Origin of the sequence: Desulfosporosinus orientis DSM 765 (assembly GCF_000235605.1) — a bacterium.
GTDB lineage: Bacteria > Bacillota > Desulfitobacteriia > Desulfitobacteriales > Desulfitobacteriaceae > Desulfosporosinus > Desulfosporosinus orientis.
In genome coordinates this window covers 3,218,447-3,231,580 of the sequence record NC_016584.1, presented here as the reverse complement: position 1 = coordinate 3,231,580, position 13,134 = coordinate 3,218,447, and the positions used below count along the sequence as shown (strand labels likewise).

The following is a 13,134-nucleotide window of genomic DNA, read 5'->3' as shown; positions in this document are numbered from 1 at the left end:
AATTTATGTAATGTCTAACACTATCAATAGTGATATTATGAATCAACTATGATATACTATAATCAAAGAGGAGTCATGTTGACGCATGACTCCAATGTAACAACCGCTTAAAGAGCGGACGGCTTCAAAAGAACGGAATAGACCGAACCTTTGAGAGAGGCGGTCTATTTCCGTTTATGGAATGAAAGTATTCCCTTCGGAGGAATGCCGACCGCCCTGCAAGCCTTTACTGTTACGAAAATATTATAGCATACAAGCACTCATTTTAGAGTGCTTTTTATTTATTCTCAAAAAAGACACTTTCAATTTCTATTACTATTGAACTCTGAATTCAGGGCTATTCCGAATCGCGGTTTTCATCTTGAATGACCAGGACTTTAAGCCCTGGTCCCGGCTCTCCGTTCATGAATTGAGCTTCTCCTTCCTGCTGTACTTTTAAAAGGATATCCAGGGCATCGGCAACTTTAGCCGCCAGTTGAAAATACATGGTTTTATAATCCATCCCAGTCTATACCCCCTATTCAAGCAGCGGCAAGGCTCCGGGTCATGACCCGGTCCTGCCGTCTGCTCTTATAGGGGAAATTAAAAAGCGCATGGGAGGTTTTTTTCACCCTACACATGCGCTGTGCTTCGTTATTTGCTGAATCCTAAACACCCGAACCCTATCAACCGGAAGCAAACCGGCTGTGAACATGTACACAGAAAAGCGGTCCGCCTAACGGGTACGCGAACAGTTCCTTTCCGCTGCCTGGGTCAGGAATAGGCTGAATCTCCTGCTGCGTGAAGCCGCACAGTCTGCTCCCTGCCGACGCCTCATTACACTCGCTTCACCCTGCCGGCACCTTGCTTGTGCATAAACGGGCAGCGTTGTATAATAAAAATGTCGTCGTGGACAGTCTGTTACGTGTAGGTGCTCTCTCACCTGCTCGTGCCTGGAAGTGCTCCAACACTTTCAGGTCACGGCGACTTTTTAATTTCCACCTATTCCTAATTATAGCTTTTTTGAGGTGAATTGCAAGGTATGGGAGAGGGGTAGTGTGAATAAACCGTCTTGTCCGCTTCAGGTGTCATGGAAACATGACGAGAAAATTCTGTATCTCGGGGAATTTCGCGAACGCATTATCAGACGTCTGACCAAAAAGCAGATCGCCGAAACCTTTATTTACCCGGAAATTAAAGAAGCCTTGAGTCATTATATACAGGGTTATTCGGTTGCCGCATGAATACCCTGCGCTTCAGATAAAGGATGGATTAACAAAAGTAAACCAGACAATTTTCCTAAGTGCCCTGTTTTTGAATTCGAGTGGACTGAGACAGCCTTCTGAGAGGATTCTCCGCTCGCTAAAGGTGACAACCGGCACAAACATGTCCCAGAACGCGACAATAAGTCGCGTTCTGGGACATGTTTTAGTTCGGTGATTTCCCCGTTCTCTGTTTTCCGTTTTAAACCGATCCCCCATACCGCTTCAATGTAATCCTAGCCGGAGGCATCCCGCAATTTCCTGCGCAGATGACTGATGTGCATTTTCAGCGAGCTTTCCGTACAGTCTGGCGTATCTCTGCTGATCCGGTCAAGGAGCAGGGATTTGTAAAGAGGTTTCACAAAGGGGCGTTATCAGGATTTTTCAGATTATCTGATCGGGATATACAGATCTATCTCCGAATCGGGATGGTCATAGCCCAAAAAACGCCCGTCATACAGCTCGAAGTCCTCCCGCCAGTCCAGCTCTTCCTTTGTGGTGAGAAACCAGGTGCCCCAGATGTAGTCAAAGGTCTGGAGCAGCCTCCTCAGGGTGCCGCGGTGGGTAAACACCGCATAGCGCCCGCCGGGGATGACCTTGGGCACAAAGGGCCCGGCCAGCCCCTCAAAGGACGACACCTCCGTTCCGGCCACCTCGGTGAAGAGGATATCGTCATTCATCGTGTACAGGGTGTTTTCCGCGCAGGCCTCGCAGATACCGAAGGCCCGCCCCTGGGGGATTCGGTTGGGTATTTGGGGATAGAGGGAATTGGCGCACTCCCAAAGCTCCCGCAGACGGTTGTCCCGCAAGGTGGTTTCTCCCCGAAGCCCGGCGACCTTGATCTCCGGCAGCTCCACAATTCTGGGATGTACCGTCACATTACAGGCCAGATGCTCCAACAGTCCGGCATCCAAGCGTTCCTTGCCGGCAATGAAGGTATCCAGGCGGTTTTGGCGATAGGTCTGGGGGCTGACTTTAAAAACGGCTTTGAAAGCCCGGCTGAAGGCTTCCGGGGAATCAAAGCCGTTTGCCATGGCTATATCGATAATCTTCCGGTCGCTATAGAGGAGCTTCTTGGCGGCCTCCGCCAAACGGCGCTTTTTGATATAGCTGCCGATACTCTCCCCCAGGACGGCTGTGAACTGCCGGTTCAAATGGTAATAGGAGTAGCCCGCCGCCGCGGCCACCTCTTCTACCTTGATATCGCCGCCCAAATGATTTTCAATGTATATCACGGTCTGCTTCAACGCCTCCCGGTAATCCACAGCCATCCTCCTCACTCTTTAATACAGGGGCTGCCAGGCGTAAGTTCCCGGCAGGGCTATCTCCCTGTTGATTTGTATCGTCCCGGCCTGATTGGCCAGCGGCTGGGCGATAGCGTAGGCCTGCCAGCCGTTTTCCGCCCGTCCTCCCCAGCAGAGGTCGATCATGCCGTCTGCAGGCGAAATCACCATGCTCTTGGTGGTTCCGAAGAATTCCTCAAAGTAATGGCAGCAGAGTCCCTCCGGATACTTCGCCAGCAGCATGCTCTTAAGCTGTTCCTTGGTTACTCCCCTCCGGCCGGCAAGCTGTCGGCTGATATAGTCGTACCGCCTGGCCGAATGGGCCATCACCTCCGGCTCCACATCCCTAAGCTCGGGCAAGACCGCGTGATTTGTGGCGTAGAGCAGCTGCTCCGGGGAATCGGGGCCAATCCGACGGACTGCGGTGCGGCCGTCCAAGGTTTCATATAATGCGGCATAGCCTGCCTTATCCATTAAAATCATATTAATATTATAAGCGATGGGCATGCCCTCCAGATAGGCCAGGGATTCGCCTACATCCTTGCAGTTTTCCAGCAGGGCGCGGACAACCGCCCAAAACTGGAGACCCTTGAGCTTCGGTGCCCGCATAGAAGGCGGCGCTCCCACCGGAAAGCCGCAGGAGCTCATGGTGACGGCCAGTCCATGTTCGTTAAAGCCGTCGTCCCTCCCGAAGTGAAGCACCCCTGTGCCCATGTGGGTGTATTTCCCTGTCACCCTGGTTTTGAGCAGAGTGAAGTCCTCCGCTTCGTGATTGAACTCGTAGTTGCGGGCCAGCAGAGGTTTCCCCTCTGCGGCAAGACCGGGCAGCACGGCAATCTGGCTGCAGCGGGGCAAGAGATAGGTCATCCCGTAGAAAAAGATCTCCTCGGGCTGAACCGCCAAGGCATCGGCGAAGCCGCAAAGCTCTTCGGTAAGGCCGGGACACCAGCGGTCGAAAAGCCTTGCCCCTTCTTCTGCCTGCCTGGGGCCAAAGTTGTCCACGGCGGCAGTATGCGCTGCTCTTAATGGCGGGATTGAGGCGGTCATCCTTCCTAACTGATATCCGATTTCATAGCTCGTTCCGCTCAGCTCTGCGGTATGGGTCTGCAGTGTCAGCATCCTAGGTCCCCCTCCTTCGTTTTCTTCAGTTTACCGGAGTAAGGGAGAGCCTGCATGATATTTTCTGCTGTTTTGCCGCCCAGGTTCTTATGCACCCCGCATCTGCTCAAGCAGAGATTGTTTTTTTAGGCCGCGGCTTGCTTTGTATGATTTCCAGCTCTTCATTCTCTGCCGGCGCTGTCAAGCAGCATGAAAGGCTGCTCATTAGTTGTCTTCCCTTGGGCGAGCCGCCAGTTTAACCGCATCAACAATCTTTTGATAGCCCGTACAGCGGCACAAATTACCCGACAGGCCGCGCCGGATCTCTTCCTCGCTGGGATTCGGCACTTTAGCAAGGAGTGCTTTGGCCGCCAACACCATGCCCGGGGTGCAATAACCGCACTGGATGGCACCAGCCTCGATGAAAGCCTGTTGAATGGGATGAAGCTGATCTGCCCCCCCTACCCCTTCAATCGTCAGCACCTCCCGGCCCTCTGCCTGAATGGCCAGGACCAGGCAGGAGTTAACAAGTTCTCCGTCCAAAAGCACACTGCAGGCCCCGCAGTCCCCTTCCCCGCATCCTTCCTTGGTTCCTGTGAGTCCCATGACTTCCCGGAGGAGATAAAGGAGTGTACGGTCTTCTTCAACCTGAACGGCGACCGGACTGCCGTTGACAATTAATCGAACTGTTTTGGCGGCCATTGTCCACCCTGCTGTTTAAAAGTAAGCGCAAAATAATCCCCACATTGAATTTGGCGGGGATTATTTTGCGCATTCCCCATATTCCCAGCAATTTAGCTTCTGTATGATTTTTGTAGACCATTATTGAGGAATTCCCTTATTATGTATTTTATCAACATCATTTACTTAATTTGACTGCAAAATGGATATACCTCCCCTACCCCCAAATTAATCCCTCTTATTTAGTTGCCTAATCTCTATGCGCTACTCAAAACTAATTCGACTTTGTACTTCAACTGATATAGTCCCTTTAATAAAAGCCTCACCATTTCCCGTTGGGTTTTAATGTGCTTTCTAAGTCGTCTTAATAAAAATAATTGTAGGATGTTTGAAGCAATAAATATCAAATAGAGCACAGCTTCTATGGCCCTCCCGCCATGTACAAAGCAATGCTCTAAACCACATTCATTTTTCAAGTTATTGAAGATTGAGTTCTCAATATCCCATCGTGCTCTTATTATTTTAAACAATGTTTTGAGCGTCATATCCATACAAGTCGTTACAATCATAATCTGTGAACGTCTCTTGTCTTTATGCTTCATTGCAAATTTCACAAATCGTAAAGGTTGCTCTACATTATCCATAGTAAATGTTGATTCGTAAATTTCAACTTTCTTAAATCCTTTTTCATCTTCCCAAATATCAACCGCTACTGACTTATTTGTTTTCTTTTTGACGAACCGCAAACTCCTATTGTTATTATTTTTTGCCCTCACAATTGTATCAATATCGAGATTTCTACAGTGGTTAATCCAAACGGAATTACAGGCGAGAGCATCGTAAACGACAACATCAATCAAATTCTTATGTCTCTTCATGATGCTTGAAATCAGCCTTTTCCCCACGTTCAACTCTCCTTCATCTTTTGAGGAAGGATCTTGTCCGGGCTTGTACATCTCAAAGCCAATAACCAGTTTAGGTCCATTCCCTACTGTTGACATGACAGCGCCACTGTGAAAGGAATGGGTCTTATCGCCTTTAGTGTTTTTCAAGCATTCTGGACAACATTTCTTATTGCCCCGAAGAATTTTGTTCCGTCTATAGCTGCCACAGTATATCCATCAATTGTTCCGTTTTCAAAAACCTTATTCTCAACTGACTTCTTTATAATGTGATAATTAATTTGGTTTAGGCCGTTTATATCAATTACTTTAAGTGTGTCTCTGATCGCATCAATCTGCGGCAGCCTTGTTCCTCGGGGATACAGCTTACTAAATTCATGATTTTTAATCATAAAATTCAGTTCATTAAAGCTTTTAATTCTTAGCAAAAAACCAAAAAGTACAGGCAAAATCACTTGACCTGTACTATAAATTGGGTTAACTCTTCCGTCAGTCAGCTTATTCAAGCCATGATCAATCTGATAAACATTCTTCATGTATTTTACCAATTTTAACAAGTAGTTTTTTCTCATTTCAACCTCTTTTCTCCTCTGATTTTAGCAGAAAGGGAGGTCTGACAGAAGTTGAAAATCTCCGAATTTGATACACTTTTGTAATTGGCAAAAATGTCATTAATATCAATGCTTTGACTATGGTAGAGGCTAAAGTGCTGGGTGATGATGCCAAATGTTATCATAGTCAACCACCTCAGTTCTCTTTTTGTTTAATTCTCATGCTACCGCATTCTAAACTTTTCACATAGGATCAAAATCGCTCTATGTCAGCAGATCTGGGCACAGCTAATGCATTGAACGTATATCTTTGATTAAAAAACCAGTTGGTTTGTACACTTTCTCAGATGACTAAAACCCAATAGTTCAATTTTCTCTTTCCATAATAATCCCAAGTATAATCCCTACTTTTAACGCAGCATAAACATTAAACCTTACTTCCTGGGCATCAAGGCTGCATCCGGTAAGTTCTTCCACTTTACGCAAACGATATCGGAGGGTATTGGCATGGATATACAGTTTTTTTACCACTGTCTGGATATCTCCACCTGAAATGAAATAATACCAAAGAGTTAATAGCAGATTACTATCATGTTGTTGGTCATACCTAAAAACCGAACCAAGAGTCTCGTTGAAAAAGTCACGCAAGTCCTGCTCTCTTTGATTATAAAATAGACGGCTTGCTCCTAATTCCTCAAAAAAAGCCAGTTTTTCTTCTCCACCTAATAATTTGCCCATTTCTAAGGCTACTTTCGCCTCTTGATAACTGCGGTAAAGCAATGGTGGATCAAAATAAACGTTACCAACTCCGGCCCAAAGTTCCACATCGCTTAATATTCCCTGCAATTCCGCGTAAGCTTTGAGAGGGGTTTTTTTCCAGTTACCACTGATTTGACCGTCTTTCTCTCTTGTCTTTCTCTGGTAAGGGAACAGGGCTATAAGACATTTTCCTATCATTCCTGTCACAACCCCAGGATATTTGGCGAGAAGAAAGTTCTCAGCCGTAGGGCGAACATCGGAAAAACTATGTCCGCGAACTTTCATCTTCCCTTCCATAATGACAACAATATGTGCTGTTGCAAGGTTCCATCCCCACATCTGTCCTATTGTCTCGGGATAAACGGAATTATTGAATAACAAATTGAGTAGGGATTCATCTCGCAAGTACTGCTTTAACTCTATCTGCTCCTGCCTCTTCATAATTTCTACCAACATAGCCGAACAAAGAAATTCTATGCTCTCGATTTCCTCAGATAGTAAGTTATTATTATCTGTGAGCACCCACAAATAACCCTCCTTCTTCTGATTAGCTATAGGCCAACAATAGAAGAAGTATTTCATCCCTCCAAACGTAATGAATCCCTTGGTCATTTCGTTAGAGCCTACAACAAGACTAGGCAGCAATACCTTTTCCTGAGGAGAACCAGACTGATTTTGCGGAACATGCCAACATTGCACATTTCCTTGTTCATCGGTAACAAAGACAATTCTCTCTAATTTCTCCATTAACAGCCGGCTTAGTCCTATCAAGCCGCATTTCTCTGTCTGAGCCCGCGCAATTCGTTTTACCCATTCAAGATGACTTTCCATTTCGGCCTCCTCGAATCAATCTTTATTCATTTCCAATATTCCGAATAAATCTTATTGAGGGCTTGGTAATTAAAACATCGGCAAACCCCAGAACAGAGTTACATGATTCTATCGGGTCAGGCTCGCTAGGGAACAAGTGACCAAGCGCATTAACCGGGCAAGCCGCTACACAGGCTGCTGGGAGTCCATTGTCCAGACGATGTGAACACAAATTACATTTGTCTACCCTGCCTGTTAGCAAGGAATATTTCGGAACATGAAATGGGCAGGCATATGTGCACTTTCTACATCCGCTGCACAGTCTTGGATCGTGCAATACAATGCCATCTTTGCGTTTCCTATAGGTTTTTTGAGGGCATACGCGAACACACTCCGGATTTTCACAATGATTACAACTCAATGATAGAAAATAATGCTCCCCGGAAATTTCGGATACTTCTTTAAGCCATCGCCATTGCTCACTGCCTTGTGAAGCAAATTCATTACGGCAAGCTATCTCGCAGCTACGACAGCCTAAACATAGATCCGGGTTAAACAAGAAGCGCCAAGCCATTCCTTATTCCTTCTTTACAGTTTAAAATTATATGTCTATTTTACCATTATCGAAAAAACTTCGCACATCCTTGCCATAGTTACAGAGTACGGGGCCAATGCCCCGTACTCTCTCATGTAGTAATTATCCATTAGAAATAAACTAGTTATTTATTTTTCTTACTTAAAATCTTGGAGCATTTCACGAAGGATTTCTAAATCCCAAAGGAGAATCCCCCAAATCAATTCAATCATGCCACTGTAAAAACCAATGGATTCACTGGAGTGAGCGTCATTAAAAAAATCCTCGATCCACGTTAGCGGATGGTTTGAGATAAAGTCTATCTGCCGCTCTATCATTACTGGAATAGAACTCTGATTGTTATTAATTATTGTCTTTGCTAAAGCATCACTTACCGTTGATAAGAACATAAGTTCTAATCCCATATGGTCTTCCGGCATCTGGTACTTGCGCTTGATCTCAAATCCGTCCTGCTGATACGCTTTACGAACTTGTAAGGTAGGCCAACCGAAGAGCAGTTTTTCCGGAGTCCTATAGACAGATTCCCACGGGGGGGCTTTCGGTTGACCAGGCCCGATGAAAAGACTTGTGAATTCTAACTGAATTTCTTGACTCGCTTGGGAAGCCGGCAATTTTTCAAGATACTCCGTACAATTAATTAGTCTATCAAGCCCGCTCTTCATCTTATCGTTGGCTGCTTCTAAAGGAAACTGCTGCCAAAACTCTCGTTGCATAGCCTCTGTACCCTTATCCGGTATAGATTCAAGCAGACAATTTCCCAAGAAGTAGTAAAGCTTTGTGCGTAAGCCGCATACTTCTTCCCAAGATGACGTCATTATCACTTACCTCCAAGTTGTTGAATGGTATTTCCTCCGATAATTTTAGTCTTTCCGGATTCACCCTTCGTGATCCATTGAAATCCAAACCTGAAAACCAGAGTACCAGCTGAAATAATGCCAAGGAAAATGAGGATCTCAACAAAAGTAGGAGCATAGTATCCTTGAGCAGCCCAGATATTAGGGACAAAAGTTGAATCTACGCCTTGGTTGTACTGGCCTAGCGTTACACCTAATGCTCCTGGTACCATGGGGTATATAAAGCCTGAAAACAGCAGCCATACCCGTTTGAAGAATACACCGATCACAATTAACGCTGAGGCTAAAAGGACAATACTTTTCTTTTCGCGGTTTTTCGCAAAAAGCAATAATAAGAAAGGAATCAGCAATCCCAATATCATTTCTCCCCAGAAGAAAGGTGCCAAACTGCCGCTGAAAAGAAGGGACAGGTCTTTCATTACAGTAGCCTCGCCTGGAAATACTAAGGTTAGTATTTCACATCCTATAAAAAATGCATCTACTGCTACGAAAACGGCCAGAAGCCCGGCAAGGCTGCTGAATAGCTTATCGTCCATTTTAAACTTGCCTGAACGGTTCAGCGCCCAGAGAACGATAAGAAGAAGTGCAAGGCCGGAATCCAAGGCCGAAGCGACAAATATCGGCGCCATTAATGCGCTGTGCCAAGCGACTCTTGATATCATCAAACCAAATATCCAAGCAGTAACGGAGTGGACTAATATGGCAACCGGCAAGGCAATTCGAGACATGATGGTTATTTTTCTTTGATCCGGATTAGACTGAGTCATAAAATACAGGTAAAGGACAGAAATAATCAAATAGCACGTGATAACAATTACATCCCACATAAGAGGAGACCTGAATTGGGGATGGATAATAAGGTTCAATAACCTTTGCGGTTTCCCGATATCAACCACAATAAAACCTGCCGCCATAACAATGCAGGCTACGGAAAGCAGTACTGCAGGCAGTGATACTTTCTTAAACGAGGGAATATTAAATACGGTCGCCGAAGAGGATACAATTAATCCTCCTGCGGAAAGACCCACAAAGTACATAAATGCTGTAATATAAAGACCCCAGGAGACAACATTGCGCATCCCTGTCACGATAAGTCCGTTCGATACCTGGTAAATCCAGGCGCCCAGCCCGGCCAGAACAAGCAAGCCTAGTATTCCAACCCAAAGAAAGTTCTTATTCTTGTTTTCCATATTCTCACTCCTCCTTTAACGCAAGTAATAAACTTGTGGTTTTGTTCCTAGTTCTTCAAGAAGCCGAGTAGAAGCTTTCTTGCGGATCGCTTTGGAAACTTCACTGTTCGGGTCGTCCAAATCCCCAAATTTACGGGCTTTGGCTGGACATACCACTACACACATCGGCTCCAAGCCTACGTCTGTCCGTTCTTTACACATTGAACACTTTTCTGCAACCCCTAATGGGCGTGCCGGAGCATCTCCGTAGTTAAAGTCAGGCTGCCGGACTGCCTTCTGCCAGTTAAACACCCGCGCATTGTACGGGCAAGCAGCCATGCAATATCGACAGCCAATACAACGGTCATAATTGATGAGGACTCTTCCGTCTTCCGCCTTATAGGTGGCTCCGACCGGACAGACTTTAACGCACGGAGCATTTTCGCAATGCATGCAGGCCATAGGTCTCCATGATTTGTTAAGATTAGGGAATTCGCCGCTAGCGCTGTCCAAATTCTCGCCGCCTTCGGTAATAATACGATTCCACAGCATCCCCATTGGCACATTATTTTGCATTTTACAGCCCATAGCACAGGTATGACATCCCACGCACCGGCCGACATCTATCGTTATTCCCAGCTTTGTCATATCATCACCCCTCCACTCTCTTTACTTCGACCAACGTATCTAAATATGGAATTACTTTATTGAAAAATAATTTTTCTCCTCTAGGATTCAAATTCGAGTTGGTAACCTCTTGCAAGTCACCTTGCTTGAAGTAGCGTGACCACCAACCTTCGGGAATCTGAATCATGCCGGGACGCATATCATTCACAATATTGCATCTGCATTGGAATCTGCCACGGTCATTGAATACTTCAATGAAATCATTGTTGCTGATTCCTCTGGCTTGAGCGTCCTTAGGATTGATTCTGATAATAGGTTCGTTTAAGATTTGATTTATCCAGCGGGAATTAGAGAAAGTTGAGTGGGCACGGAAGCGGGAATGAGGTGTTCCCAGCATCAGCGGGTACTTTTTGAAAAGAGGGTTGGAAGGAGTTGCTTCATTTGGTTCTTCCCAGATTGGGAACGCACAATTATTTTCTATGAACACCTCGTTATAAAGCTCAATCTTGCCCGACTGTGTCCCGAATTTGTGATCGAGATACCCTACGAAAGGTGTGTTCGGGACATTCAATTTCAATACATATTTATTGGCTTTCAGTCCCTCAATCGATATTCCCTTAAACATAGGATCCGGCGATTTTAAGCTATTACGCGCAAATTCTTCGGGGGTTTTGGGAAGATATTGGTCAAGTCCCATTCTTTTGGCAATTTCCTGTTCAATTTGGAAATCTGACTTGCTTTCAAACAAAGGCTCAAGAACTTTCTCCTGCAGCAATACATGGTTGCGGTCAGCTGTCAGATAAGCAATGTCATACTCCGATTCTAAAAAGGAGCAGGCAGGTAATACAATGTCTGCGTAATTTATACTATCGCATTGCTGATTGTCGACACCCACGATGAATTCCAGGGATTTTACCCATTTTATAGTTTCATTCATATTAGTTAAGAATTGATGAAGAGTATTTCCTTGGAAAAAGTATCCCTTAACCGATGTTGGTTTCATTGGATATTCAGCACTAGATGTAACCTCAGCAGGCGCACTCTGAAATTGCGGCGGCAATGGCCACGGCGGCATTGAGAAGGCAGCAAAGTGAGCATAGTTGGTCATGTGGTTTGTTGCACGACCTGTTCCGCCGCCTACACGTCCGATATTTCCTGTCAAACCGGCAACCATGGTTCCCAAACGACCGGTGGTGTCTGAATTATACCACTTATCCGGACCGCCTACGCCCCATTGAATTGCTGCCGGTCCGCCGAGAGCATATTCCTTGGTTAAATCGGTAATAACTTGTTCCGGTATTTCCGTAACTTGGGACGCCCAGGCAGGAGTATAATCCTTCACATGCTCGATAAAACCAGTGAGGACAGTTTTGACTGTAACTCCGTTAACAGTATACTCACCCTCTAAAGCAGGCGTAATTCCTGGAGTATCAGAAGGTTTAGCCGAATTGGAGTTTTTATCCCATACAAGGTATTTGTCACCTTCACGCATAATGGCTTTGTTATCTTGACGGATCAAGAATGGAGCGCTTGTATATTTACTAATATAATCTGCATCATACCATTGATTATTGAGTATTAAATTAATCATGCCTAAATATAAAGCGCTGTCCGTTCCGGGACGGATAGAAATCCATTGATCGCACTTTGACGCGGTTGTGGAATAACATGGATCAATACAAACCATTTTTGTACCTTTTTCTTTGGCTTCAAAGAAAAAGGCGGAATCGGTAAGAGAAGTTTCCAATAAATTATTACCGACTAAAATAACCATATTGGAATTTACCCAGTCAGTAATCTCGTTTGTACCGGTATCATTGACCCCCATGACCATAGTCATGCCGCTTGCTTGAGCCAAGTCGATCCCAGCAAATGCCAGCGATGGGTTCTGGAAACCTAACAATGCTGCCAAGGAATTGAAAGGGTACTGGACGTTGGAGCTTTGTCCTAATAATATTGACTTTGCACCATATTTCTCTATCATTTCCGTGAATTTGTCAGTAACGGTCTTCAGGGCTTCATCCCAGGAGATAGCGACAAACTTGCCTTCTCCTCTTTCCCCAACACGTTTTAAAGGAGTTTTTAAGCGGTCCGGACTGTAATTGCGTTCAATTTCACTCAGTCCCCGGAGACAACATTTTTTTTGAGCCATATCCGGCCAGTCGTTTGGCTCAAGTTTCACTAATTTCCCATCACGGACAGTGCACTTATAAGAACAACGACCTCCACAGTTTGGGGGATGAAAAGTGTAAGCAATTTTCTCTTGCCCCTCGCCTTCCGCCGATGCTGGACGAATCCAGTCGGTAAAAGGCGTAATACCCACGATTCCTAAAGCAGTGACCCCTCCACTTGCCTTAATAAAATTCCGCCTTGAGATCTCCATTCAAGTATCCTCTCTTTCGTTGAAAAATAGAGTTCAATTAACTATACGATGAATTTAAAGTAGATAAAATTGTAGCTGAGGCTAAAAAAAAGGATACTCATTTGTTCATTTTCGCTTTATTGCTTATCTCATATTTTTATCAAGTTGTAGTTTAGTATAATTTTTTTATAAAAAGTTTGTA

General features: G+C 45.1%; 13 protein-coding genes and 1 pseudogene. 1 reads left to right on the top strand and 13 read right to left on the bottom strand.

Annotation, left to right across the window (positions count from 1 at the left end; all coding sequences use genetic code 11):
* Positions 1–337: 337 nt before the first annotated feature.
* Positions 338–502: a hypothetical protein gene (locus tag DESOR_RS29735; RefSeq protein ID WP_014185445.1), complete on the bottom strand. Its 165-nt coding sequence runs from the start codon at positions 500–502 to the stop codon at positions 338–340.
* Between the two features lie 562 nt (positions 503–1,064).
* Here DESOR_RS29735 and DESOR_RS15055 point away from each other — a divergent pair.
* Complete coding sequence (locus tag DESOR_RS15055; protein ID WP_242832327.1) at positions 1,065–1,223, top strand: DUF1694 domain-containing protein; 159 nt, start codon at positions 1,065–1,067, stop codon at positions 1,221–1,223.
* 254 nt (positions 1,224–1,477) lie between these two features.
* Here DESOR_RS15055 and DESOR_RS28135 read toward each other — a convergent pair.
* The 12 genes and pseudogenes from DESOR_RS28135 to DESOR_RS15010 form a co-directional block, all read right to left on the bottom strand.
* Positions 1,478–1,588, bottom strand: a pseudogene (locus tag DESOR_RS28135) (response regulator transcription factor); the annotation flags it as partial.
* Positions 1,589–1,630: 42 nt separating this feature from the next.
* The gene (locus DESOR_RS15050; protein ID WP_427853746.1) at positions 1,631–2,512 is read right to left on the bottom strand and encodes an AraC family transcriptional regulator; all 882 of its coding nucleotides are present in this window, start codon (positions 2,510–2,512) and stop codon (positions 1,631–1,633) included.
* Positions 2,513–2,524: 12 nt separating this feature from the next.
* Positions 2,525–3,643: a C45 family autoproteolytic acyltransferase/hydrolase gene (locus DESOR_RS15045; RefSeq protein WP_014185442.1), complete on the bottom strand. Its 1,119-nt coding sequence runs from the start codon at positions 3,641–3,643 to the stop codon at positions 2,525–2,527.
* 204 nt (positions 3,644–3,847) lie between these two features.
* Entirely contained in the window at positions 3,848–4,324 is a 477-nt protein-coding gene (locus DESOR_RS15040; protein ID WP_014185441.1) for a (2Fe-2S)-binding protein, read from the bottom strand.
* A 236-nt stretch (positions 4,325–4,560) separates the two neighbouring features.
* Positions 4,561–5,355 (bottom strand): transposase, encoded by a 795-nt coding sequence (locus DESOR_RS27435; RefSeq protein WP_014185440.1) that lies wholly within the window; start codon positions 5,353–5,355, stop codon positions 4,561–4,563.
* Complete coding sequence (locus DESOR_RS27430; RefSeq protein ID WP_014185439.1) at positions 5,352–5,777, bottom strand: hypothetical protein; 426 nt, start codon at positions 5,775–5,777, stop codon at positions 5,352–5,354. Before DESOR_RS27430 ends, DESOR_RS27435 begins: the two co-directional genes overlap by 4 nt.
* Before the next feature lie 345 nt (positions 5,778–6,122).
* Complete coding sequence (locus tag DESOR_RS15030; protein ID WP_014185437.1) at positions 6,123–7,346, bottom strand: PucR family transcriptional regulator; 1,224 nt, start codon at positions 7,344–7,346, stop codon at positions 6,123–6,125.
* A 22-nt stretch (positions 7,347–7,368) separates the two neighbouring features.
* The gene (locus tag DESOR_RS28130; protein ID WP_014185436.1) at positions 7,369–7,899 is read right to left on the bottom strand and encodes a 4Fe-4S dicluster domain-containing protein; all 531 of its coding nucleotides are present in this window, start codon (positions 7,897–7,899) and stop codon (positions 7,369–7,371) included.
* A gap of 158 nt (positions 7,900–8,057) precedes the next feature.
* Complete coding sequence (locus tag DESOR_RS15025; protein ID WP_014185435.1) at positions 8,058–8,735, bottom strand: TorD/DmsD family molecular chaperone; 678 nt, start codon at positions 8,733–8,735, stop codon at positions 8,058–8,060.
* 2 nt (positions 8,736–8,737) lie between these two features.
* Complete coding sequence (gene nrfD / locus DESOR_RS15020; RefSeq protein WP_014185434.1) at positions 8,738–9,964, bottom strand: NrfD/PsrC family molybdoenzyme membrane anchor subunit; 1,227 nt, start codon at positions 9,962–9,964, stop codon at positions 8,738–8,740.
* Between the two features lie 15 nt (positions 9,965–9,979).
* Complete coding sequence (locus DESOR_RS15015; RefSeq protein WP_014185433.1) at positions 9,980–10,591, bottom strand: 4Fe-4S dicluster domain-containing protein; 612 nt, start codon at positions 10,589–10,591, stop codon at positions 9,980–9,982.
* Positions 10,592–10,595: 4 nt separating this feature from the next.
* Complete coding sequence (locus DESOR_RS15010; RefSeq protein ID WP_014185432.1) at positions 10,596–12,953, bottom strand: molybdopterin-dependent oxidoreductase; 2,358 nt, start codon at positions 12,951–12,953, stop codon at positions 10,596–10,598.
* Between the last annotated feature and the right edge of the window lie 181 nt (positions 12,954–13,134).

Bases quoted from the DNA above. Each gene is read 5' to 3' on its own strand.
- DESOR_RS27430 (WP_014185439.1), bottom strand. From the start codon at position 5,777: ATGAGAAAAAACTACTTGTTAAAATTGGTAAAATACATGAAGAATGTT.
- DESOR_RS28130 (WP_014185436.1), bottom strand. From the start codon at position 7,899: ATGGCTTGGCGCTTCTTGTTTAACCCGGATCTATGTTTAGGCTGTCGT.
- DESOR_RS15015 (WP_014185433.1), bottom strand. From the start codon at position 10,591: ATGACAAAGCTGGGAATAACGATAGATGTCGGCCGGTGCGTGGGATGT.
- nrfD (WP_014185434.1), bottom strand. From the start codon at position 9,964: ATGGAAAACAAGAATAAGAACTTTCTTTGGGTTGGAATACTAGGCTTG.
- DESOR_RS15010 (WP_014185432.1), bottom strand. From the start codon at position 12,953: ATGGAGATCTCAAGGCGGAATTTTATTAAGGCAAGTGGAGGGGTCACT.
- DESOR_RS15025 (WP_014185435.1), bottom strand. From the start codon at position 8,735: ATGACGTCATCTTGGGAAGAAGTATGCGGCTTACGCACAAAGCTTTAC.
- DESOR_RS15045 (WP_014185442.1), bottom strand. From the start codon at position 3,643: ATGCTGACACTGCAGACCCATACCGCAGAGCTGAGCGGAACGAGCTAT.
- DESOR_RS15040 (WP_014185441.1), bottom strand. From the start codon at position 4,324: ATGGCCGCCAAAACAGTTCGATTAATTGTCAACGGCAGTCCGGTCGCC.
- DESOR_RS15030 (WP_014185437.1), bottom strand. From the start codon at position 7,346: ATGGAAAGTCATCTTGAATGGGTAAAACGAATTGCGCGGGCTCAGACA.
- DESOR_RS29735 (WP_014185445.1), bottom strand. From the start codon at position 502: ATGGATTATAAAACCATGTATTTTCAACTGGCGGCTAAAGTTGCCGAT.
- DESOR_RS15050 (WP_427853746.1), bottom strand. From the start codon at position 2,512: ATGGCTGTGGATTACCGGGAGGCGTTGAAGCAGACCGTGATATACATT.